Raw genomic sequence first — 24,297 nt, 5'->3', positions numbered from 1 at the left:
TTAACGTGCGACTTAAGCGCACGTTTTATTACTTAGTACGACGACGAACGATGTACTTATCAGATGCTTTGCCTTTTTTACGTGTCTTGTAACCAAGGGTTGGTTTACCCCATGGAGACATTGGAGATTTACGTCCGATTGGAGCGCGACCTTCACCACCACCGTGTGGGTGATCGTTAGGGTTCATAACAACACCGCGAACTTCAGGACGTTGTCCCAACCAACGACTACGACCAGCTTTACCGATCTTAACAAGTTCGTGGTCTTCGTTACCAACAGATCCAATTGTAGCACGGCAAACTTTCAGAATGCGACGCACTTCACCAGAGGTCAAACGAATTGTAACATACTTCTCTTCTTTACCAAGAAGTTGGGCTTCCGTACCAGCAGCACGAACAAGTTGGCCACCTTTACCCGGTTTCAATTCGATATTGTGGATAACCGTACCTACTGGAATGTTTTCCAATGGCAAGGAGTTACCGATTTTAATATCGGAGTCCGGACCGGATACCACTACATCTCCTACTTTCAGACCTTTAGGAGCGATGATGTAACGTTTTTCACCATCCACATAGTGGATAAGTGCGATGTTGGACGTACGGTTTGGATCATATTCGATCGTAGCAACGCGGCCCGGTATTCCATCTTTGTTACGTTTGAAGTCAATAATACGGTATTTACGTTTGTGTCCGCCGCCATGATGACGAACTGTAATTTTACCTTGGTTATTACGTCCAGCTTGCTTGCTCAGAGGTGCCAGCAACGATTTCTCGGGCTGATTTGTTGTGATCTCCTCGAAAGTAGATACAGACATTGCACGTCTGGCCGGGGACGTCGGTTTATACTTTTTAATTGGCACTGAGTTTCCCTCCTTACTTTACAGATTCAATTATACTGTTTCAAAAAACTCAAGCGGCTTACTGTCTTTGCTCAGCGTTACGAACGCTTTTTTCCACTCGCTCGTATAGCCGGAATGACGACCGTAGCGTTTTGGTTTCGCAGGCACACGAAGTGTATTAACGTTACTTACTTTCACGTTAAAAATCGCTTCGATTGCCTTCTTAACTTCGACTTTATTGGAACGAATGTCAACTTCGAAAACATATTTCAAGTCATTCATCATACCAGCCGTACGTTCGGTGATAATCGGACGTTTGATAATATCACGAGGATCCTTCATTACGCGAGCACCTCCTCTACCTTCTGAACTGCTTCCTTCGTAATGATCAGTTTGTCGTGTCCGAGCACATCAAGAACATTAATGCCGTCTGCGGCTACAAACTTCACACCAGGAATATTACGAGCGGACAGTGCTACATTGTCATCATAGCTAGGAGCTACAATCAATGCTTTACGATCAGCTTTAAGGTTATTCAAAATGGCTGCGAATTCTTTCGTTTTAGGTCCGTTCAGTGTAAGAGCGTCCAATACGATGATTTCATTCTCAATCACTTTGGATGACAGTGCCGATTTGATCGCCAGACGACGAACTTTTTTAGGCAATTTGTAAGCATAGCTGCGTGGAGTCGGACCGAATACAGTACCGCCACCAACCCATTGTGGTGCACGAATTGAACCTTGACGAGCGCGACCAGTACCTTTTTGTTTCCAAGGTTTACGTCCGCCGCCACGTACTTCAGAACGTCCTTTTACTTTGTGAGTACCTTGACGCAGGGAAGCCAATTGCATAACAACAGCGTCATGAAGAACGTGTTTATTCGGTTCGATACCGAACACTGCATCGTTCAATTCAATTTCGCCAACTTGGCTGCCGCTAATATTAAATAGTGCTACTTTTGGCATTTTGTGTTCCTCCTTTCCTCAGTTGATTATTTTTTCACCGTTTCTAATACTTTAACAAAGCTGTTTTTAGGTCCTGGAATGGAACCTTTCACGAGCAATACATTACGTTCTGTATCGATCTTAACAACTTCAAGGCGTTGAATCGTTACCGTTTCATGCCCCATGTGTCCTGGCAAGTGTTTACCTTTAGGAACGCGGTTAGCTTGAATGGAACCCATAGAACCTGGACCTCTGTGGTAACGCGAGCCGTGTGCCATTGGTCCGCGGCTTTGTCCCCAACGTTTGATAACGCCGGCAAAACCTTTACCTTTAGAAATACCTGTTACGTCAACGAATTCGCCTTCTGTGAAGACATCAGCCTTCAGTTCTTGGCCAACCTCGTACGCAGCAAGGTCGATGCCACGAAGTTCACGAACGTAGCGCTTAGGTGCAGTATTTGCTTTTTTAGCATGCCCTGCTTCAGGTTTGTTGGATCTTTTTTCTTTTTTATCAGAGAATCCGAGTTGGATAGCTTCGTATCCATCGTTTTCCAGATCTTTCTTTTGCAGAACAACACAAGGACCAGCTTCGATAACCGTAACAGCAAGTACGTTACCTTCAGGGGTAAACACTTGAGTCATTCCGAGTTTTTTTCCTAAGATACCTTTCATGTTGACACCTCTTTTCTTTTCCTGATTACATATTACAATTTAATTTCGATATCTACACCGGACGGCAGGTCCAAGCGCATCAAGGCATCCACAGTTTGTGGAGTCGGATTAACAATGTCGATCAAACGCTTGTGTGTGCGCATTTCGAATTGTTCCCGAGAATCCTTGTACTTGTGTACCGCACGGAGAATAGTAATGATTTGTTTTTCAGTTGGCAGCGGGATTGGTCCGGAAACACCTGCACCCGAACGTTTAGCTGTTTCAACAATTTTCTCAGCGGATTGATCAAGAATTCTGTGATCGTAAGCTTTCAAACGAATACGAATTTTTTGCTTTGCCATTTTAGTCCCTCCTTCTATCGCCCAATTTGGTATCGGACATACTCCGTGAAAATTTTCCGACAGCCCTCCCATGGCAAAGGGGCCGGGTGTGTCAGTAACCTCTCACATCATCGCACAGTCACAAACAACATTAGTTATTATATCGAATACTTCTGCCTATTGCAAGCAAAAACGTAAAAAAACAATGCATCTTATTTTCAAAGATAACAATTGTGCTCGTAGCTTGCAATTTTCCTCAAGAGAAAAGCCCCCGCACCATGGCAGGGGCTCGTTTTACTTCGTTCCAATACGATGTTACTCGTTCCAGTACAATGTTGCTATATTCAAGGCTCGTAGCCTTATTATTTGGAGATTGTTGCTACAGCGCCTGCACCAACTGTACGTCCACCTTCACGAATGGAGAACTTAGTTCCTTCTTCAATCGCGATTGGGCTGATCAGTTGAACAGTAACCGTAATGTTATCACCAGGCATTACCATTTCGGAACCTTCTGGCAGAGTAATGATACCAGTTACGTCAGTTGTACGGAAGTAGAACTGTGGACGGTAACCAGTGAAGAAAGGTTTGTGACGTCCGCCTTCTTCTTTAGTCAAAACGTAGATTTGAGCAGAGAATTCTGTATGTGGGTTAACAGAACCTGGTTTAGCCAATACTTGGCCACGCTCGATTTGTGCACGATCTACACCGCGAAGCAGTGCGCCGATGTTGTCACCAGCTTGAGCGGAGTCAAGCAATTTACGGAACATTTCTACGCCTGTTACTACGGATTTACGGGATTCTTCTTGAATACCGATGATTTCGATTTCGTCGCCCACTTTAACAGTACCACGCTCTACACGGCCTGTAGCAACTGTACCACGACCAGTGATGGAGAATACGTCCTCGACAGGCATAAGGAAAGGCTTGTCAGTGTCGCGTTCTGGAGTTGGGATGTAAGTGTCGATCGTTTCGAACATTTCAACGATTTTCTTAGCCCAGTCGCCATCTGGGTTTTGCAGTGCTTCACGAGCGGAACCACGAGTGATTGGAGTGTCGTCGCCTGGGAAGTCATACTCGCTCAGCAAGTCGCGAACTTCCATTTCAACCAATTCCAGCAACTCTTCGTCTTCAACCATGTCGCATTTGTTCAGGAATACAACGATGTATGGAACACCTACTTGACGGGACAAGAGGATGTGTTCGCGAGTTTGCGGCATAGGACCGTCAGCTGCGGATACAACCAGAATCGCTCCGTCCATTTGTGCAGCGCCAGTGATCATGTTTTTAACATAGTCGGCGTGACCTGGGCAGTCAACGTGTGCATAGTGACGGTTAGGTGTTTCGTATTCCACGTGTGCAGTGGAGATTGTGATACCGCGTTCGCGCTCTTCTGGAGCTTTATCGATTTGATCGAATGCTACAGCAGCACCACCGTAAGTTTTGGAAAGTACAGTTGTGATTGCAGCAGTCAAAGTTGTTTTACCATGATCGACGTGACCAATTGTACCGATATTAACGTGCGGTTTGTTACGTTCAAACTTAGCCTTTGCCATTTGAACAATTCCTCCTCAATAACATGTTTTATTTTTATGCTGTCGGAAACCCCTTGAAAAAACCTAGAGTATCCGATCAGCTAATACACTGTATTACTCGCCGCCTTTGGTTTTGGCAACGATCTCTTCAGCAATGCTCTTCGGAACTTCTTCATAGTGATGAAGCTCCATGGAGAACACACCGCGTCCTTGTGTACCGGAGCGAAGTGTAGTGGAATATCCAAACATTTCGGACAATGGAACCATTGCACGAATAATTTGGGCACCACCACGGGAATCCATACCTTCAATCCGACCACGACGAGAGTTCAGCATACCCATTACGTCACCCATGTATTCCTCTGGAACCGTTACTTCAACTTTCATAATCGGCTCAAGCAATACAGGTTTACATTTGTCTTTCGCTGCTTTCAGCGCCATTGAACCGGCAATTTTAAATGCCATTTCATTGGAATCGACATCATGGTATGATCCATCCACAATTGTAGCTTTAACGTCCACAAGCGGGAAGCCTGCAAGGACACCGTTTTTCATTTGCTCTTCAATACCAGCAAGTGCAGGTCCGATGTATTCTCTTGGAACAGAGCCACCGACAACCTTGCTTTCAAACTGGCTACCAGTACCTGCTTCGAGTGGTTCGAACTCAACCCATACGTGACCATATTGACCACGACCACCGGATTGACGAACAAACTTACCTTCTACACGTGCTGGAGCACGGAATGTTTCACGGTATGCTACCTGCGGTTTACCAACATTGGTTTCCACTTTGAACTCACGACGCATACGGTCAATGATAATGTCCAAATGAAGCTCACCCATACCTGCCAAGATAGTTTGGCCAGTTTCTTCGTTAGTAGAAGCGCGAAGAGTTGGATCTTCTTCAGTCAACTTACCGAGTGCAACTGCCATCTTGTCTTGGTCAGCTTTGGTTTTAGGCTCAACCGCGATTTCGATAACCGGATCAGGGAAGTTCATGGATTCGAGAATAACAGGATTCTTCTCATCACACAGTGTATCACCTGTACCTGTATCTTTCAAACCTACGGCTGCCGCAATGTCACCGGAGTAAACTTCAGTGATTTCTTGACGGCTATTCGCGTGCATTTGAAGAATACGTCCGATACGTTCACGTTTGCCTTTTGTTGCATTCAATACGTAAGAACCGGATTGAAGAACACCGGAATATACGCGGAAGAATGTCAATTTACCAACGTAAGGGTCCGTCATAATTTTGAAGGCCAATGCGGAGAAAGGCTCTTCATCAGAAGAATGACGTTCAACTTCCGTTCCATCTTCCAGATGACCTTGAATACTTGGTACATCAACAGGAGCTGGCAGGTAATCAACAACAGCGTCCAGCATCAACTGAACACCTTTGTTACGGTAGGAAGATCCACAGATAACTGGGAAGATCTTAACTTCTACAACACCTTTGCGGAGAGCGGCTTTAATTTCTTCAACCGTGATCTCTTCGCCTTCAAGGTATTTCATAGTCAAATCTTCATCCAGTTCGGCAACCTTCTCAATCAATTCGTTGCGGAGTTCTTCGACTTTGTCTTTGTATTCCGCAGGAATTTCGGTTTCTTCGATATTTTGACCAAGGTCATCTTTGTACATATAAGCCTTTTGCCCAACGATATCGATGATACCTAAAAAGTCATTTTCTGCACCGATCGGAAGTTGAATCGCAACTGCGTTCGCTTGAAGGCGATCACGCATATCTGCTACAACGTTCAAGAAGTCGGCACCAATAATGTCCATTTTGTTTACATATGCGATCCGTGGAACGCCATAGCGATCAGCCTGTCTCCATACAGTTTCAGACTGAGGCTCAACGCCTTCTTTCGCACTGAAAACACCAACTGCTCCGTCCAATACACGAAGGGAACGTTCAACTTCAACAGTGAAGTCAACGTGCCCCGGGGTGTCAATGATATTGACGCGGTGACCTTTCCAGGCAGCGGTCGTCGCAGCGGAAGTAATCGTGATTCCGCGCTCTTGTTCTTGTTCCATCCAGTCCATTGTCGCAGCACCTTCGTGAACTTCACCGATTTTGTGCGTACGGCCTGTGTAGAACAAGATCCGCTCTGTTGTTGTGGTTTTACCCGCGTCAATATGAGCCATGATCCCGATATTACGTGTATTTTTCAAGGAGAACTCTCTTGCCATGAAATGGGTCTCCCTTCAAAATTGAAGTTATTTTTTTGAGCTGAATCCTACCAACGATAGTGAGCAAACGCTTTGTTTGCTTCAGCCATTTTGTGCGTGTCTTCACGTTTCTTCACGGAAGCGCCTGTGTTGTTGGAAGCATCGATAATCTCAGCCGCCAAACGCTCTTCCATAGTTTTCTCGCCGCGGTTGCGGGAGTAGTTTACGAGCCAACGTAATCCCAGGGACGTACGTCTTTCTGGTTTTACCTCGATTGGTACTTGGTAGTTGGCACCGCCGACACGGCGTGCTTTAACTTCCAGGACTGGCATGATATTCTTGATAGCTGCTTCAAATACTTCCATCGGGTCATTACCCGTACGTTCTTGGATAAGCTTGAACGCATTATACAGAATGCTTTGAGCAACGCCTCGTTTTCCGTCGAGCATGATGCGGTTGATCAAGCGAGTAACCAACTTGCTGTTGTATACCGGATCTGGCAACACGTCTCTTTTGGTAACTGGACCTTTGCGTGGCATGGATATCCCCCTTTCTTACATGTTAAACCTGCATATGCGGTTTATATTCATTAGGATTTTTTAGCTTTAGGGCGTTTTGCGCCGTATTTGGAACGAGCTTGCATGCGGTTGTTTACGCCTGCAGTATCCAAAGCACCGCGAACGATGTGGTAACGCACACCCGGAAGGTCTTTTACACGACCACCGCGAATCAGCACTACGCTGTGTTCTTGAAGGTTATGTCCAATACCTGGAATGTAAGCAGTCACCTCTACACGGTTCGTCAAGCGAACACGGGCATATTTACGAAGTGCGGAGTTCGGTTTTTTCGGAGTCATAGTACCTACACGAGTGCACACTCCGCGTTTTTGCGGGGCACTGATGTCGGTAGCTTCACGTTTCAAGGCATTAAAACCTTTTTGCAAAGCCGGTGATTTCGATTTCTCGATTTTGGCTTGACGTCCTTTACGAACCAGTTGGTTAATAGTTGGCATGTTGGTTGCCACCCCCTTCCTCAATTTTTGCTGTTACTTTATAAACCTTATCTAAGCCCACAGACCCAGGCGGTTCATAAAAGAACAAATGAAAAGTCTTTGCCGCCAAGAATAACGATTCCCTAGACAAAAACGTTCCTTACCCTATTGTTTTACGATAGCAGCCATCGCGGCTCCCACTTCAATCCCGCATGCAGCTCCGAGATTTTTCATTGTATCTACGAGAGTCACTTTGACCCCGTGCTTATTGCACAAATCAATGATGTTGGAAGTGAAACGCTGATCTGCATCTTCTGCCACATATACTTCCGAGGCGAAGCCCAATTCTACCATACGAATGGTTTGTTTGGTACCGATTTTGACATGAGCATCTTGCAGTCCCTGTTCTTTAGACATATCTCATTCCTCCGAAAAGACCCAATAGCATATAGGCTGCTCACGCACCTTTGCTATATTAGCATTGACTATGAACAATGTCAAGACAATTATCAACTATAATCTATTTAAACAAAGTAATACGTTACATTTTTATAAGAAGCACCGGAGCACCGTTGCTACAACCTTTACCAAAGCTTATATCTACGGTGTTCCGGGCTTATCATACTTTTTTTATATTACTACTCAGCTGAAATGGGTTCGAGCTCCTCAGATGAGGATTGCCCCTCTTCAGGCTGGGCAAATTTCACGCTACGGTAACGGTTCATACCTGTTCCCGCAGGGATCAATTTACCGATAATTACATTCTCTTTCAATCCAAGCAACTGATCGACTTTTCCTTTGATAGCTGCATCTGTCAGGACACGAGTAGTTTCCTGGAAGGAAGCTGCTGACAAGAAGGAGTCAGTTTCCAAAGACGCCTTGGTGATACCAAGAAGAACTGGTTTGGCTACCGCTGGTTCTTGGCCGCTGAGAATTGCTATCTTGTTTGCATTTTCATACTCATGCACATCAACAAATGAACCTGGAAGCAGTGTCGTGTCGCCCGCATCAATGATACGAATTTTACGCAACATTTGACGAATCATAACTTCTACGTGCTTGTCGTTGATTTCTACACCCTGGTTCCGGTATACACGTTGAACTTCCTGAAGGATATAGTTCTGCACCCCGCGAATACCTTTAATACGCAGCATTTCTTTAGGGTCAATCGAACCATCCGTCAGTTCGTCCCCGGCTTCCACAGTCATGCCTTCGCTTACGCGCAGACGTGAACCATAAGTGACCGAATAGGTTTTTGTTTCAGCTTCACCCTGAATGTCGATTTCGCGACGGTCTTTCCCTTCACGAACCTCTTTAACTACACCGTCAATTTCACTGATGGTTGCCTGACCTTTAGGATTACGCGCTTCAAAAAGCTCCTGGATACGAGGCAAACCTTGGGTGATATCGTCGCCCGCTACACCACCTGTGTGGAACGTACGCATGGTGAGCTGTGTCCCTGGTTCACCGATGGATTGAGCCGCGATAATACCAACCGCTTCACCAATCTCAACGTGCTTGCCAGTAGCCAGATTACGGCCGTAACATTTTTTGCAGACGCCATGTTTAGCACGGCAGCTTAGTACGGAACGAATTTGAACTTTATCCACACCAGCTTTAACGATCGCTTCAGCTTTGTTGGAGTCAATCAGTTCGTTGCGTCTAGCCAAGATTTCACCCGTTTCAGGATGACGTACGGTTTCGAAGCAATAGCGACCTTCCAGACGATCGTACAGGTCCTCAATGACTTCTTTACCGTCCTGGATGCGACTTACTGTAAAGCCTTTATCCGTTCCGCAGTCATCTTCGCGCACGATAACATCCTGCGCCACATCAACGAGACGACGAGTTAGGTAACCAGAGTCAGCCGTACGTAAGGCTGTATCCGCCAAACCTTTACGCGCTCCGTGAGTGGAGATAAAGTACTCGAGTACTGTCAGACCTTCACGGAAGTTCGATTTGATTGGGAGCTCGATAATACGACCAGATGGATTCGCCATCAGTCCACGCATACCGCCAAGCTGGGTAATCTGTGATTTGTTACCACGCGCTTTAGAGTCAACCATCATCATGATAGAGTTGTAGCGATCCATGGATTTCATCAAAATGTCTGTGATATCGTCTTTAGCCTTAGACCAAATATCAATAATCCGGTCATAGCGTTCCTCGTTCGTAATCAGACCACGACGGTACTGATTGGTCACGACTTGTGCTTTATCATCAGATGCCTTAAGAATATCCTGTTTCTCTTGAGGTACAACTACGTCTGCCACAGCAACCGTCACACCTGCACGAGTAGAATACGTAAAGCCAAGCTGTTTGATCTTATCCAAAATCACAGCGGTTTCTGTCGTATGGTAAATCTCAAAGCAACGGGCGATGATATTACCAAGGTAATCCTTGCCCACTCCACCAGCTTGCGGAGCGTTCTGGATGGCTTCAGTAAGATTTACACCTTTCTCGTAAACAAAGAACTCTTCAGCAGTACCATAGAGCAGGTTGGCACGAGTAGCGTCATTGATATACGGGAAGCTTGCTGGGAAAATCTCATTAAAGATAATTTTACCCACGGTTGTAATCAACATCGCATCCTGCTGCTTCTCTGTAAAGCTCGTTTTATTCAAAGCTTTAACCGGAATAGCTACACGAGCATGAAGACCCGCTGTTCCGCGTTGGTAAGCCGAGATAGCCTCATTCGGGTTGCGAAGGATCATGTTACTTCCTTCTTCTTCCTTGTTGTCCATTGTCAAATAGAATGAACCAAGGACCATATCCTGGGAAGGAGTAACAACAGGCTTGCCGTCTTTCGGATTCAAAATGTTGCCGGATGCCAGCATGAGCAAACGAGCTTCCGCTTGAGCCTCTGCAGACAGCGGAACGTGAACCGCCATTTGGTCACCGTCAAAGTCAGCATTGTATGCCGTACATACGAGCGGATGCAAACGAATCGCACGACCTTCAACCAAGATCGGTTCAAACGCTTGAATACCTAGTCTATGCAGCGTAGGGGCACGGTTTAGAAGAACCGGATGCTCCTTGATTACTTCTTCGAGTACATCCCACACTTCAGCACTCACACGCTCTACTTTACGCTTCGCGCTCTTAATGTTGTGTGCCAAACCTTTGTTAACAAGCTCTTTCATAACAAAAGGCTTGAACAGCTCCAGCGCCATTTCTTTCGGCAGACCACATTGGTACATCTTCAAGTACGGGCCTACTACGATAACGGAACGACCGGAATAGTCAACACGTTTCCCGAGCAAGTTTTGACGGAAACGTCCTTGTTTACCTTTCAGCATATGGCTGAGGGATTTCAAAGGACGATTACCCGGACCTGTAACAGGACGACCACGACGACCATTATCAATCAGAGCGTCAACAGCTTCCTGCAGCATCCGTTTTTCATTTTGCACGATAATATCTGGCGCACCCAGATCTAACAAGCGTTTCAGACGGTTATTACGGTTAATAACACGACGATACAGATCATTGAGGTCAGAAGTAGCAAAACGTCCACCGTCCAGCTGTACCATTGGACGAAGCTCAGGAGGAATAACAGGCAGTACGTCCATAATCATCCAATCCGGTTGGTTACCAGAGTTACGGAATGCCTCAATAACTTCAAGGCGTTTGATCGCACGGTTTCGACGTTGCCCTTGAGCTGTACGTAGCTCTTCTTTCAAGAATTCTAATTCTTTGTCTATATCTAAATCTTGAAGAAGCTTTTTAACCGCTTCAGCACCCATTCCCGCCTGGAATCCGTAGCCATATTTCTCACGATAGCTGCGGTATTCTTTCTCGGACAGGAGTTGCTTTTTCTCCAAAGGCGTATCTCCTGGATCGGTTACAACATAAGATGCGAAGTAAATGATCTCTTCCAAAGATCTTGGAGACATATCAAGAGCAAGACCCATACGACTCGGAATGCCTTTGAAGTACCAAATGTGCGATACAGGAGCAGCCAACTCAATGTGGCCCATACGCTCACGGCGAACCTTAGCGCGAGTAACTTCTACTCCACAGCGGTCACAGACAACACCTTTATAGCGTACACGTTTGTACTTACCACAGTGACATTCCCAATCTTTCGTAGGTCCGAAAATTTTCTCGCAAAATAGTCCTTCTTTTTCCGGTTTAAGCGTACGATAGTTAATCGTCTCCGGTTTTTTGACTTCTCCGCGGGACCAAGAACGAATCTTTTCGGGGGAAGCAAGCCCGATTTTCATATATTCGAAATTGTTAACGTCCAACAAGGAGCAACCCTCCTTAACCAAATCCTGAGTTTTTAGGTTTGATACCGCCCGGCAGCACCGGGCGGTATCAAGAAGCCTGATCCATCCAAAAATGGATCGAAGCATATAACAAAGCTGATATGAGTCAGTCAGCAGTCAATCTACTCTACGCCAACCTCAGAGCCTTCCAGATTCAAACTCAGCTTATCGCCAGTTGTGTCATCTTCATCATCAAGCTCTCTCATTTCGATCTCTTGTTCGTCTTCAGACAGAATCTTCACGTCCATACCCAAGCTTTGCAGCTCTTTGATCAAGACCTTGAATGATTCAGGAACACCTGGTTCAGGGACATTTTCACCTTTGACGATGGATTCGTAAGTTTTAACACGTCCAACCACATCATCGGATTTCACAGTCAAAATTTCCTGAAGCGTGTACGCTGCACCGTAAGCTTCCAGTGCCCATACTTCCATCTCCCCGAAGCGCTGACCACCGAATTGGGCTTTACCACCCAATGGCTGTTGCGTAACGAGAGAGTAAGGACCTGTAGAACGGGCATGGATCTTATCGTCTACCATGTGCGCCAGTTTGATCATGTGCATGACACCGACAGTAACTTCACGTTCAAAACGATCACCTGTACGTCCATCATACAACACCGTTTTACCATTGCGTTGCATACCCGCTTCTTCCATCGTATCAAATACGTCATATTCCTTGGCACCATCGAATACTGGAGTTGCCACATGGATACCAAGACGCATTGCAGCCATACCCAGATGCACTTCAAGCACCTGTCCGATGTTCATCCGCGAAGGTACGCCCAGCGGGTTCAGTACGACTTGTACTGGGGTGCCATCCGGCAAGAATGGCATATCTTCTTCAGGCAGAATACGGGCAACGACACCCTTGTTACCGTGACGTCCAGCCATTTTATCGCCTTCGGAAATTTTACGTTTTTGAGCAATGTATACGCGCACCAGCTGGTTTACACCCGGTGGCAGCTCATCGCCATTTTCACGTGTAAATACTTTAACATCTACAACGATCCCGTCGGTTCCGTGAGGAACTCTCAAGGAAGTATCACGAACCTCGCGCGCCTTCTCACCGAAAATCGCATGCAAGAGACGTTCTTCAGCTGTCAATTCAGTCACACCCTTAGGTGTTACTTTACCAACAAGAATGTCACCTGCGGCGATTTCCGCACCGATGCGAATGATGCCGCGTTCATCTAGATTGCGAAGCGCTTCTTCACCAACATTCGGAATATCACGAGTGATTTCTTCTGGTCCAAGCTTCGTATCACGAGCTTCAGATTCGTATTCCTCGATATGGATCGAGGTATATACATCCTCTTTAACCAGCTTCTCGCTCAGCAAGATCGCATCCTCGTAGTTATAACCTTCCCAAGTCATGAACGCTACGACAACGTTACGTCCCAGTGCCAACTCACCCATCTCGGTGGAAGGACCATCGGCAAGAATATCGCCAACCTTGACAATATCGCCTCTGTTCACAATCGGACGCTGATTAATGCATGTTCCTTGGTTAGAACGCATAAATTTGTGTAATTTATACTTAACAATATCGCCTTTTACTTCAGTACCGTCTACCGTTTCAATACGACGCAGCCAAATTTCGTTAGCCGAAGAACGTTCAATTACCCCGTTGTACTTGGAGACAACGCAAACACCAGAATCTTTTGCAGACTTATGTTCCATCCCTGTTCCTACCAAAGGCGCTTTCGGAATCAGCAGTGGCACAGCCTGCCGCTGCATGTTGGAACCCATCAGTGCGCGGTTCGAGTCATCATTCTCCAGGAACGGAATCAGTGCAGTTGCGACCGATACGACCTGTTTAGGCGATACGTCCATGTAATCAACACGGCTACTTGCCATTGGAATAATGTTATCAGACTGCTTGTTATAGCGGACAATAACAATTTCATCCTTAAAGGTGTTTTCTTCTGTTAGTTCCGCATTTGCCTGAGCAACGATGTAGTTATCTTCCTCATCAGCAGTCAGGTAATCAATCTGGTCTGTAACTTTTCCGGTTTTCGGATCTACCCAACGATAAGGAGCTTCGATAAATCCATACTCATTAATACGTGCGAAAGTGGACAGAGAGTTGATCAAACCAATGTTCGGTCCCTCTGGTGTCTCAATAGGACACATACGGCCGTAGTGACTTGGATGGACGTCACGTACTTCCATGCCCGCGCGTTCGCGCGTCAAACCGCCGGGTCCGAGTGCAGACAGACGACGTTTGTGCGTTAATTCAGCAAGCGGGTTTGTCTGATCCATAAACTGAGACAGCTGGGAGCTACCAAAGAACTCTTTAATCGACGCAATGACCGGACGTATGTTAATCAGCGCCTGTGGCGTGATTACATTAGCATCCTGAATCGACATTCTTTCGCGCACCACGCGTTCCATACGGGACAAACCGATCCGGAACTGATTTTGAAGCAACTCACCTACAGAACGCAAACGACGGTTACCCAAATGGTCAATGTCGTCCGTACTTCCGATTCCGTGAAGCAAGTTAATAAAATAACTAATGGAGGAAATAATATCGGCAGGCGTAATGTTCTTAACCGATTTATCGATATTCCCATTGGCAATCAGTTTTACCACTTTACCGTCTTCAATTGGCGAGAATACATCAATCGTTTGAAGCGGAATATCGTTGCTTTCTAAAACACCACTAGCAACATGATACGTACGGTGTCCAACCGACTCTTCCAGTTGAGCCAAAATCTCGTCCAACAGGCGGCGGTCTACCATTTGCCCTGCTTCAGCAATGATTTCACCAGTTGTCGTATCAATCAGGGTCTCAGCAAGCCGTTGGTTGAACAGACGGTTTTTGATGTGAAGCTTTTTATTGATTTTGTAACGGCCTACGTTGGCCAGATCATAACGTTTTGGATCAAAGAAACGTGCAACAAGCAAGCTCTTTGCGTTATCCAATGTAGGCGGCTCACCCGGACGAAGACGCTCATAAATTTCGATCAGCGCTTTCTCCGTGGAATCCGTGTTGTCTTTATCAAGTGTGTTGCGGATATATTCGTCATTGCCGAGCAAATCCAGAATCTCAGCATCAGTGCCAAAGCCAAGCGCACGCAGCAACACCGTAACCGGAATTTTACGGGTACGGTCAATCCGGACATAGATAATATCCTTCGCATCCATCTCCAGTTCGAGCCAAGCCCCCCGGTTAGGAATTACCGTTGCGGTGTATGTTGTTTTCGCATTCTTGTCGACTTTTGTGCTGAAATAGACGCTGGGAGAGCGAACCAACTGGCTGACAATAACCCGTTCCGCACCGTTAATAATAAACGTACCCGTTTCAGTCATCAGCGGGAAGTCTCCCATGAATACTTCCTGCTCTTTCACTTCCCCGGTTTCTTTATTAATAAGCCGGACTTTTACCCGAAGCGGTGCTGCATACGTAACGTCGCGTTCCTTTGCGTCGTCAACGGTATATTTGGGTTCTCCGAGAGAGTAATCGATAAACTCCAGAATCAGATTTCCTGTGAAATCTTGAATTGGAGAAATATCCCGAAACATTTCCCGTAATCCTTCCTCCAAAAACCAATCATAGGATTTTTGTTGGATCTCAATCAGGTTGGGAACCTCGAGTACCTCATTAATACGTGCATAACTGCGCCGAGTGCGTCGACCATATTGAACAAGATGTCCTGCCAACTTAAACTCACCCCTCATGTCTACTCACTTTAAAAATACATTGCGAACCTCTGTTTGTGACCTTATAATAAGACACATACAGAAGATTCGATCTTACAAATACAGAAAAGCCCTTACTCGAATGCATTCGAAAAAAGAGCGACGTATCTGCGGAATCCTCTTACCGGAAGATCTTCATCACTTGTAGATTTGCCCAAAATGGTTATATTATACGTAATAGGTATAAATACTATACCCTGTTACGCATAAATCTATTGACATTTCAACAAACTAAAGCCATGGAGGGCATCCTAATACTGACATTTTATAATGGTATCACAGAACAGGATTCAAGTCAATGGTCCTATTGCATTTTTCTAAAACTTTTTTCTGCCTTCAGAATCCGGTAACCTTTATCCTTCGTAACTTCCTCCACATAACCGAAAAGGCTCTCTATTTTAGCGCTCGCCGAAGGAGCACCCTGTTTTTTCTGGATGACGACCCACAAAGCTCCACCCTCGTTTAAATGCTCATACGCAAGTTCAAAAATGGTGTGCACCGTTTCCTTCCCTGCACGTATAGGGGGATTCGTCAAGATCACGTCAAAACGTTCGTGTTGCACTTCTGCAAACAAATCACTTTGCTTAATGGTGACATTTTTAATCCCATTACGATCCGCATTCTCTATCGCTAGTTGAACAGCTCGCTCGTTAATATCAACCATTGTAACGTGTCCGTCTGGGACAAGCGTTGCCGCCGTCAAACCAATCGGTCCGTAACCACATCCTACATCCAATACCGAGGCATTTGTAGGAAGTTGCATAGCTTCAATCAGCACTCGACTCCCATAATCAATTCCCTGCTTTGAAAAAACGCCTGAATCGCTGGCAAATCGATAGGAACGTCCACGTAGCACTGTTTCTAAACTTCGTCGTTCATGCGCCGTCTCTGGCCGTTTGGAGTAATAATGATCAGCCATTCACGCCCACCTCTTTCGGTTGTACGGTCGTACTAACATCATAGCCTTTAGAATAATATCTCAGACCTGTTTATAATACCGTTTTACAGCAACAAACCCCTTGAAGATCACCTCAAGGGGTTTGTTTTAATTCATTGTCTGCTAGAGAGCAGTCAATTATTTTACTTCTACAGAAGCGCCTGCTTCTTCCAATTTTGCTTTAACGGATTCAGCTTCTTCTTTTGCAACTTTTTCTTTCAGTGGTTTTGGAGCGTTGTCAACCAGTTCTTTTGCTTCTTTCAGGCCAAGACCTGTGATTTCGCGAACTGCTTTGATAACGTTGATTTTGGAAGCGCCAGCGCTTGTCAAGATTACGTCGAACTCGGATTGCTCAGCTTCTGCTGCGCCACCTGCTGCGCCACCTGCTACAGCTACTGGAGCTGCTGCAGTTACGCCGAATTCTTCTTCGATTGCTTTCACGAGATCGTTCAGTTCCAATACGGACATACCTTTAATCGCTTCCAAGATTTGCTCTTTACTCATGGTTGAACCTCCATTTAAATTCGTATTTTTTTGTTCTTAACTGCTATACAGCAGGTTTAAATCCCAACTTATGCACTTTGCTCTTCTTTATCTGCAACAGCTTTAACCGCAAGCGCGAAGTTGCGCATAGGAGCTTGAAGCACGCTGAGGAGCATGGAAAGGAGACCTTCGCGGGATGGCAGTTCTGCCAGCGCTTTGATTTCCTCAACACCGATCACACGACCTTCTACAACTGCACCTTTCAGTTCCAATGCATTGTTTTTCTTAGCGAAATCGTTCAAGATTTTAGCTGCAGACACTGCATCATCTTTACCGAACGCGATTGCAGTAGGACCTGTCAATACTGCGTCCAGTTCAGTCAATCCTGCTTCCGCAGTTGCACGGCGGAGCAGTGTGTTTTTCAGCACTTGAAATTCGATTCCGGCTTCGCGAAGCTGCTTACGCAGCTCAGTTACTTGGGCAACATTCAGACCGCGATAGTCTGCAACTACAGTTGTTACGCTCTCGCGCAATTTTGCAGCTACAACTTCAACAGCTTCTTGTTTTGCTTGAATCACCTTTGCATTTGCCAAACTGTACACCTCCTGATCAATTTATCTACTTTGTTCGAAACACCCATTCTGGTGATCTACCAAAGTCGTTTTCATGAGCATGAAAAAAGCCTCCGTAGAGTACGAAGGCTTGATAAATCTACATGGACGGGACAAGCCCGTCACATGAAACGTTCTATCATAACACCTCGGTAGGAAATTAAGCCCGAAGGCACCTACTGTCTACGGTAAGCATATTCAACTTTAACGGTCAGTCACAATGACTCACAACTTTTACAGAATAACAAATTCAATTGAACCTGTCAATAAAAATATTATCTGTAAACAGATGCGTTCACACGTGCACTTGGTCCCATAGTCGAAGAAATAGCGATGTTTTTCAGGTATACACCTTTAGCAGCCGCTGGCTTCGCACGGTTCAAGGCTTCAATCAAGGCTTTAAGGTTTTCGTTCAGTTGTTCAGCACTGAAAGAAGCTTTGCCGATTGGTGCGTGAATTTGACCTGCTTTGTCGAGACGGTATTCGATTTTACCGGCTTTAATTTCTTGAACAGCCTTGGCAACATCGAAAGTAACTGTGCCTGCTTTAGGGTTAGGCATCAAACCTTTACCACCGAGCAAACGACCCAGTTTACCAACCTCACTCATCATATCAGGTGTCGCAACGCAGACGTCGAATTCGAACCAGCCTTGTTGGATTTTGTTGATCATATCTTGATCGCCAACAAAATCAGCGCCAGCCGCTTCCGCTTCTTTCACTTTGTCACCTTTTGCAAATACCAGAACACGTTGTGTTTTACCCGTACCATGTGGCAGGACAACAACACCACGAACAGCCTGGTCTTGTTTACGGGAATCTACGCCCAGACGAACTGCAGCTTCAACGGTTTCGTCGAATTTAGCAGTTGCAGCCTTTTTCACCAATTCAACGGCTTCCAAAGGCTCATAAGTTGCTTCGCTGTCAATCAGCTTAGCAGCTTCCAGGTACTTCTTACCATGTTTAGCCATTATCTTTTCCTCCTTATGTGGTATTAGCGGATATTCCTCCCACACTTACCGGACAGTCAAACTGCCGGCACACGTAGATTAATAAAATTAATCTACGATGGTGATACCCATGCTGCGAGCAGTACCTTCAACCATACGCATTGCCGATTCTACGGAAGCTGCGTTAAGGTCAGGCATTTTTTGCTCTGCAATTTGACGAACAGCAGCGCGATTTACAGTTGCAACTTTCGTTTTATTCGGTTCACCGGAACCTTTTTCGATTTTAGCAGCAACTTTCAACAGAACAGCAGCCGGTGGAGTTTTGGTGATGAACGTAAAAGAACGATCCTCAAATACCGAAATTTCAACCGGAATAATCAGGCCTGCTTGATCAGCAGTACGAGCATTGAACTCTTTACAGAATGCCATAATGTTGACACCTGCTTGACCCAAAGCTGGACCTACTGGAGGCGCTGGATTAGCTTTCCCTGCAGGAATCTGCAGTTTTACCATTTTAATTACCTTTTTTGCCATGGATGACACCTCCTTGACTCAATAGTGGTAGACGGACCTATTGATCCTCCCACAAGAAACCTGTAAGAAAAATCTATATTTTCTCCACTTGAGTATAATCCAACTCAAGCGGGGTTTCCCGTCCAAACATGTTGACGTGAACCTTAAGCTTGCTCTTCTCAACCAAAATTTCTTCCACGGAGCCCACAAAATTCGCAAAAGGACCAACTTTAATTCGCACGGATTCCTTAACATCGAATTCAATCTTCGGTTTCGGCTCTACCATGCCCATATGCTTCAGAATCTGTTCAACTTCTTCCGGAAGCAATGGCGTCGGTTTGGAACCCGAGCCTGTCGACCCTACAAATCCCGTAACACCTGGTGTGTTGCGTACAACATACCAAGAATCATCGGTTTGGACCATTTCGACCAAGACATAACCAGGGTAGACTTTACGCATAACGGTTTTTTTCTTACCGTCCTTGGTTACCAGTTCTTCTTCCATAGGAACAAGAACACGGAATATCTTGTCTTCCATGCCCATGGACTCAACGCGTTTTTCCAAATTGGCTTTGACTTTGTTCTCATACCCTGAATAGGTATGAACGACGTACCATCTTTTTTCCATATCAAGCCACCTGGAACCCTTCCTAGATAATCGCTTCGATCACAGCGGAAATGCCGATATCGAGAACCCAAAAATAAATCGTGACGAACGCAATCGTCCCTATGACAATCAGCGTATAGTTGGTCAGTTCTTTACGATTGGGCCAGCGAACTTTCTTGAGTTCAGCCCAGCTTTCAGAGAAAAAGGAAAACAGAGACTTGAAACTGCGTTTCACGCCGACTACACCTCCAAAAACTATCTGGTTTCCCGATGAGAAGTCTGTTCGTTACAGGACTTACAGAATTTCTTCATCTCCATGCGGTCGGGGTGATTACGCTTGTTTTTCGTCGTTGTGTAATTTCTTTGTTTGCAATTTGTACAAGCCAAAGTAATAATTACCCGCATGATGTGCACCTCCCGAAGACATCCAACACCGGAAGTCTCATAATTGATCCTAAAAAAAACCGCGAATTTAGGCCTACCTAAAACACTTTATCACACGGGGTTTTCCATGTCAACGAATGTTTGCATACATTTCGCAGTCTCAGTTGTGGTGCATTTTTACATCTGCCCATCCTTTGGAGCTGTTCTCTGAAATACTGCTTCAAAATCAAAGCGATATCTATTATTCATCTTTTTTAGTATAAATCATTTACAACACTTATAAACCTGCACAGCTTACCCAAAACGAATAAAAAAAGACTCAAACTCGAGCCTTTTCCATGTCAGCCTCTACTTTCAACTATCCCTTACTTCCAGATACTTTTCAAGTTTACGCTTGACCCGTTGCAGCGCGTTATCAATGGATTTAACATGGCGGTCAAGATCCTCTGCAATCTCCTGATACGAACGTCCGTCCAGATACAACATAAGTACCTTGCGTTCTAGCTCGCTCAGAATCTCGGACATTTTGTCCTCAAGACCCACAAACTCTTCCTGATTGATAATCAGCTCTTCAGGGTCACTTACTTGTGTTCCACAAATCACATCGAGCAACGTCCGGTCTGACTCTTCATCATAGATGGGCTTGTCCAGAGATACGTAAGAGTTCAGAGGAATGTGCTTTTGTCGTGTAGCCGTCTTAATTGCCGTAATAATCTGTCGTGTAATGCACAACTCGGCGAAAGCCTTAAACGAAGCAAGCTTGTCTCCCTTAAAATCACGAATGGATTTGTAGAGACCAATCATGCCCTCCTGAATAATATCCTCGCGATCAGCACCAATCAGGAAGTAGGATCTGGCCTTGGCCCGCACAAAGTTCCGGTATTTGTTAATCAGAAACTCCAGCGCTTCCCCATCACCTTCATGGACTGCTCCGACAATGTCTTCATCATTTTTGTAATCAAACTTTGACAACATGATATCTTTGAGGTCCACACTCACTAACAATCCCTCCGGCTGCAACGCAAGGTACCCGTTACTCTCTCAAATATACGACAAGTATACGCGATGTAACCTGATACCGTCAACCACAACAACCTAAAAAAGAAGAGCGCTAACAAAATTGTCAATGGTTTCAAAATGGAGAGTGCACCAATTATTGGATCATTCTCTTCTCCATCGTTCGAACAGCTTTCGAAGCTCCGGACTCAGCTTGGCATCCAACGAGTTGCGGGACAATTTGGCGTTATCCTGCTGAATTCGCTTCTGGACTTCCCTTTCAGATTCCTCAATCTCGATCAGCAATTCTCGTGCCGATACTCTGAGTGCTCCTTGGCCAAAAGCAACATGCTGCTCTACCTGATCACTTGTCGCTACGTAAATGCTTCTTCTCTTGCTGCTCAGCTCCCGAACCAATCGTTCGATGCATTCGTCGGCTGTCTCTTTTTCTCTCGTAAAATAAATCTGGACTTTGCTCTGGGCAAAGGTTTTACCTAATCCTGGCACCCTGTAAGCATCAAACACGACGATGACTCTTCTGCCCGAATACGCCTGATGATCCGCCAGTCGTTCAAGAAGTCTGTCCCTCGCTTCCTGCATACCAGATTGTACCAGTGCGGAAAGTTCGGGCCAGGCTCCAATCATGTTGTAACCGTCCACAAGCAGAACATCCCGCGTGTCAGCCATATCGTTAGCTCCGTGCCTGTCGTCCGCGCAAGACTTCGTACATGACGACACCTGCAGCTACAGAAGCATTGAGAGAATTGATTTGTCCCGCCATTGGCAGCTTGACAAGTACATCACATTTCTCACGGATCAAACGGCCCATTCCTTTATTTTCGTTACCAATGACAATCGCTACAGGACCGGTGAATACCCCATTCCCAAAGACGGGATCGGTTGCTGTAACATCCGTGCCAACTACCCATACACCTTCTTCTTTAAGACGGTCAATGGTTTGCCCCAGATTGCTCACCCGTGCCACTGGAACGTACTCCACAGCACCCGCCGATGTTTTAGACACCGTCACAGTTACAGCTGCTGAACGCCTTTTGGGCACTATAATACCGTGTGCTCCAGTGCAATCCGCCGTACGAAGGATGGAGCCCAAGTTATGAGGATCTTCAATTTCATCCAGCAAAATCAAAAACGGCTCTTCTCCTTTAGCACGAGCACTAGCAAGCAAGTCTTCCACTTCAGCGTAGGCAAAAGGTGCTGCTTGCGCAACCACTCCCTGATGCTGAATGCCTGGAACCATTTGATCGAGCTTACGCTTGTCTACCTGCAAAACAATGATTCCTGCTTTTTTCGCCTCAGCTGTAATCGGCAATGTCAAATGCTTTTGTGCATTATCCGCAATCCAAATTTTATTTATCGTCCTGCCTGAACGCAGCGCCTCTGTTACCGAATGCTTACCGGCAATCCATTCTTCTTCCATCTCTAGCTTCCTCCCGGAAAACGGTTGATATTCAATTCATCCAATCCGTCCCCAATTTATGATTTTTCGGTATTTTCCATTTGTGCAATTCCGTACGTAATCAACTCTGTCAATCTGTCCAAATGTCCATCACAATACAGATAACCAATCAATCCTTCCAGTGCTGTGGCGTGTCGATACTCAAGCACATCAGCATTTTTAGGCAGGCTCCCTGACTTGGCATTTCTCCCTTGTCGGACAATGTCACGCTCTTCATCCGTCAGCACTGTTTCTAGCAACCCCAGCATACGACACTGTGCCTTGGCAGAGACTAGCTTTGTAGCTCGTCGATGTAAATGATTGGGACGCAGGTTGGGGTGTGCCAACAGATATTGCCGGACAGCCACCTCATACACTGCATCACCAATGTAAGCTAACGCAATAGGGGGCATCAAGCGAGCCGGCTTGGACGCAGGATACGGAAACCAATTTCCTGCGCCTTTCGCAGCTCCTGAATTCAGTGGCTTATCACTCATTTCCGCCGCCACCGCATCCCCTGGGCCGTATCTTCAAGCACAATGCCTTTAGTAGCTAACAAATCGCGAATTTCGTCAGCTCTACCCCAGTTTTTAGTTTTACGAGCTTCGACACGTTCTGCAATTAACTGCTCAACTTCGTCATCCAGCAGCTCTTCACTCGGTTCTGAATAAATGCGAAGCACCGTATTCATCGAATGGAAGGTATGCAGCACCCTTTGCAATTCCGCCTGATTGACAACATCACGCTGCAACAAAAGATTGGCTTCGCTGACCCATTCGAACACCGCAGTAATCGCATCAGGCGTATTGAAATCATCATCCATTTTTTCGCCAAACTGCTGCAGTATCCCGTCAAGCTTCATTTGCAGCTCAGCCGATACTTCTTCATTACCTTTCAAAGCAATGGCTAAACGATGCTTTACATTGGCGACTGCATTGGCAATCCGTTCGACACTATTCTCCGCCTGACTCATCGTCTCTTGGTTGTAGTTCAAAGGATTGCGGTAATGTGTCGACAGCATAAAATAACGTAAAGCCTCGGGCTTGTGACGAGCACGCAGATCTTTAACCAAAATACCGTTACCGAGTGATTTCGACATTTTTTCATTATCTATGCGAATATATCCGTTATGCATCCAGTAGCGAGATAATGGTTTACCCGTAATCACTTCAGATTGTGCACATTCACATTCATGATGCGGAAATTGCAGATCCTGTCCGCCTCCATGAATATCCAGCGTATCCCCCAAATAGTGACGAGCCATAGCAGAGCATTCGATATGCCAGCCTGGGCGTCCATCTCCCCAAGGACTTGACCAGTAAATTTCTCCCGGTTTCGCTTCTTTCCAGAGTACAAAATCCTCGGCATTCTCCTTGCGTTCATCCACATTGATGCGAATCCCAAACTGGAGCTCCTCCAAATTTTGACCTGACAGCTGTCCGTAGTCTTTAAACTTTTTGGTTCGGTAGAAGACATCGCCATCATTCTCATAGGCATAGCCTTTGTCTACCAGATCCTTGATAAAATCAATAATCAGATCCATGCTCTCAGTTACACGAGGATTTATGCTGGCAGCAGGAACATTCAATCCTGCCAGATCCTCATGATAGGCAGCAATAAACTTCTCAGCAACTGCCGGAACCTCCATATTAAGTTCCCGAGCTTTGCGGATCAACTTGTCATCGACATCCGTAAAATTCACCACATAGTTTACATCATAGCCCACATACTCCAAGTAGCTGCGTACCACATCAAACACAATTACAGGCCGTGCATTACCAATATGAATGTAATCATACACTGTAGGACCACATACATACATTTTAACCTTTCCAGGCTCCAGTGGCACAAAAGGCTCCCGGCTCCTCGTCATTGTATTATAAATTTGAAGCGACATCGTTATGTTCCTCCCTCATG

General features: G+C 45.7%; 25 protein-coding genes and 1 other annotated feature. All 25 genes read right to left on the bottom strand.

What is annotated here, in order from left to right; genetic code table 11:
- Positions 1-28: 28 nt before the first annotated feature.
- The 25 genes from rplB to cysS all read right to left on the bottom strand — a co-directional run bounded on the left by rplB (position 29) and on the right by cysS (position 24,277).
- Entirely contained in the window at positions 29-859 is an 831-nt protein-coding gene (gene rplB, locus KSP24_RS23365; protein WP_016818651.1) for a 50S ribosomal protein L2, read from the bottom strand.
- 30 nt (positions 860-889) lie between these two features.
- Positions 890-1,180, bottom strand: coding sequence for a 50S ribosomal protein L23 (gene rplW / locus KSP24_RS23360; RefSeq protein ID WP_013373266.1), 291 nt, complete (start codon positions 1,178-1,180; stop codon positions 890-892).
- A complete protein-coding gene (gene rplD, locus KSP24_RS23355; protein ID WP_013312160.1) occupies positions 1,180-1,803 on the bottom strand; it encodes a 50S ribosomal protein L4 in 624 nt (207 codons plus the stop codon). The genes rplW and rplD overlap by 1 nt, the downstream gene beginning before the upstream one ends.
- Positions 1,804-1,829: 26 nt before the next feature.
- On the bottom strand, positions 1,830-2,453 hold the full coding sequence (rplC, locus tag KSP24_RS23350) for a 50S ribosomal protein L3 (RefSeq protein WP_013312161.1): 624 nt from the start codon (positions 2,451-2,453) through the stop codon (positions 1,830-1,832).
- Between the two features lie 32 nt (positions 2,454-2,485).
- Positions 2,486-2,794, bottom strand: a complete 309-nt coding sequence (rpsJ, locus tag KSP24_RS23345) for a 30S ribosomal protein S10 (RefSeq protein WP_005544556.1) — start codon at positions 2,792-2,794, stop codon at positions 2,486-2,488.
- Positions 2,795-3,135: 341 nt separating this feature from the next.
- A complete protein-coding gene (gene tuf, locus KSP24_RS23340; RefSeq protein ID WP_013373267.1) occupies positions 3,136-4,326 on the bottom strand; it encodes an elongation factor Tu in 1,191 nt (396 codons plus the stop codon).
- A gap of 93 nt (positions 4,327-4,419) precedes the next feature.
- Positions 4,420-6,498: an elongation factor G gene (gene fusA / locus KSP24_RS23335; protein ID WP_013385813.1), complete on the bottom strand. Its 2,079-nt coding sequence runs from the start codon at positions 6,496-6,498 to the stop codon at positions 4,420-4,422.
- Between the two features lie 47 nt (positions 6,499-6,545).
- Positions 6,546-7,016 (bottom strand): 30S ribosomal protein S7, encoded by a 471-nt coding sequence (gene rpsG, locus KSP24_RS23330; RefSeq protein ID WP_007432586.1) that lies wholly within the window; start codon positions 7,014-7,016, stop codon positions 6,546-6,548.
- Between the two features lie 50 nt (positions 7,017-7,066).
- A complete protein-coding gene (rpsL, locus tag KSP24_RS23325) occupies positions 7,067-7,489 on the bottom strand; it encodes a 30S ribosomal protein S12 (protein ID WP_007432587.1) in 423 nt (140 codons plus the stop codon).
- A gap of 144 nt (positions 7,490-7,633) precedes the next feature.
- Positions 7,634-7,885, bottom strand: a complete 252-nt coding sequence (locus tag KSP24_RS23320; RefSeq protein ID WP_013373271.1) for a ribosomal L7Ae/L30e/S12e/Gadd45 family protein — start codon at positions 7,883-7,885, stop codon at positions 7,634-7,636.
- A gap of 221 nt (positions 7,886-8,106) precedes the next feature.
- Positions 8,107-11,721: a DNA-directed RNA polymerase subunit beta' gene (rpoC, locus tag KSP24_RS23315; protein ID WP_013373272.1), complete on the bottom strand. Its 3,615-nt coding sequence runs from the start codon at positions 11,719-11,721 to the stop codon at positions 8,107-8,109.
- 140 nt (positions 11,722-11,861) lie between these two features.
- A complete protein-coding gene (rpoB, locus tag KSP24_RS23310; RefSeq protein WP_013373273.1) occupies positions 11,862-15,407 on the bottom strand; it encodes a DNA-directed RNA polymerase subunit beta in 3,546 nt (1,181 codons plus the stop codon).
- A gap of 343 nt (positions 15,408-15,750) precedes the next feature.
- The gene (locus tag KSP24_RS23305; RefSeq protein ID WP_216976912.1) at positions 15,751-16,365 is read right to left on the bottom strand and encodes a class I SAM-dependent methyltransferase; all 615 of its coding nucleotides are present in this window, start codon (positions 16,363-16,365) and stop codon (positions 15,751-15,753) included.
- A gap of 156 nt (positions 16,366-16,521) precedes the next feature.
- Positions 16,522-16,887 (bottom strand): 50S ribosomal protein L7/L12, encoded by a 366-nt coding sequence (gene rplL, locus KSP24_RS23300; RefSeq protein ID WP_013373275.1) that lies wholly within the window; start codon positions 16,885-16,887, stop codon positions 16,522-16,524.
- A 68-nt stretch (positions 16,888-16,955) separates the two neighbouring features.
- Positions 16,956-17,459 (bottom strand): 50S ribosomal protein L10, encoded by a 504-nt coding sequence (rplJ, locus tag KSP24_RS23295; RefSeq protein WP_040102790.1) that lies wholly within the window; start codon positions 17,457-17,459, stop codon positions 16,956-16,958.
- A 73-nt stretch (positions 17,460-17,532) separates the two neighbouring features.
- Positions 17,533-17,684 (bottom strand) — a sequence feature (ribosomal protein L10 leader region).
- Positions 17,685-17,752: 68 nt separating this feature from the next.
- Positions 17,753-18,445 carry a 50S ribosomal protein L1 gene (gene rplA, locus KSP24_RS23290; RefSeq protein WP_007432594.1) on the bottom strand — a complete coding sequence of 231 codons (693 nt, stop codon included), beginning with the start codon at positions 18,443-18,445 and terminating at the stop codon, positions 17,753-17,755.
- Between the two features lie 87 nt (positions 18,446-18,532).
- Positions 18,533-18,958 carry a 50S ribosomal protein L11 gene (gene rplK, locus KSP24_RS23285; RefSeq protein ID WP_007432595.1) on the bottom strand — a complete coding sequence of 142 codons (426 nt, stop codon included), beginning with the start codon at positions 18,956-18,958 and terminating at the stop codon, positions 18,533-18,535.
- A 73-nt stretch (positions 18,959-19,031) separates the two neighbouring features.
- A complete protein-coding gene (gene nusG, locus KSP24_RS23280) occupies positions 19,032-19,565 on the bottom strand; it encodes a transcription termination/antitermination protein NusG (protein WP_007432596.1) in 534 nt (177 codons plus the stop codon).
- A 22-nt stretch (positions 19,566-19,587) separates the two neighbouring features.
- Positions 19,588-19,779: a preprotein translocase subunit SecE gene (secE, locus tag KSP24_RS23275; RefSeq protein ID WP_013312170.1), complete on the bottom strand. Its 192-nt coding sequence runs from the start codon at positions 19,777-19,779 to the stop codon at positions 19,588-19,590.
- Positions 19,780-19,799: 20 nt separating this feature from the next.
- On the bottom strand, positions 19,800-19,949 hold the full coding sequence (rpmG, locus tag KSP24_RS23270) for a 50S ribosomal protein L33 (RefSeq protein ID WP_013373278.1): 150 nt from the start codon (positions 19,947-19,949) through the stop codon (positions 19,800-19,802).
- A gap of 333 nt (positions 19,950-20,282) precedes the next feature.
- A complete protein-coding gene (sigH, locus tag KSP24_RS23265) occupies positions 20,283-20,927 on the bottom strand; it encodes an RNA polymerase sporulation sigma factor SigH (RefSeq protein WP_016324748.1) in 645 nt (214 codons plus the stop codon).
- A 162-nt stretch (positions 20,928-21,089) separates the two neighbouring features.
- Positions 21,090-21,611: an NYN domain-containing protein gene (locus KSP24_RS23260; RefSeq protein WP_013373280.1), complete on the bottom strand. Its 522-nt coding sequence runs from the start codon at positions 21,609-21,611 to the stop codon at positions 21,090-21,092.
- 4 nt (positions 21,612-21,615) lie between these two features.
- Positions 21,616-22,362, bottom strand: coding sequence for a 23S rRNA (guanosine(2251)-2'-O)-methyltransferase RlmB (gene rlmB / locus KSP24_RS23255; protein WP_013373281.1), 747 nt, complete (start codon positions 22,360-22,362; stop codon positions 21,616-21,618).
- 56 nt (positions 22,363-22,418) lie between these two features.
- Entirely contained in the window at positions 22,419-22,877 is a 459-nt protein-coding gene (locus KSP24_RS23250; RefSeq protein WP_064962322.1) for a Mini-ribonuclease 3, read from the bottom strand.
- Positions 22,874-24,277, bottom strand: coding sequence for a cysteine--tRNA ligase (cysS, locus tag KSP24_RS23245; protein WP_216976910.1), 1,404 nt, complete (start codon positions 24,275-24,277; stop codon positions 22,874-22,876). Before cysS ends, KSP24_RS23250 begins: the two co-directional genes overlap by 4 nt.
- Between the last annotated feature and the right edge of the window lie 20 nt (positions 24,278-24,297).

The sequence above is a fragment of the Paenibacillus sp. AK121 genome, from assembly GCF_019042715.1.
In the GTDB taxonomy this organism is placed as follows: domain Bacteria; phylum Bacillota; class Bacilli; order Paenibacillales; family Paenibacillaceae; genus Paenibacillus; species Paenibacillus polymyxa_C.
Note: the sequence above shows the minus strand (reverse complement) of the source record. Positions and strands in the feature narration are given on the sequence as shown.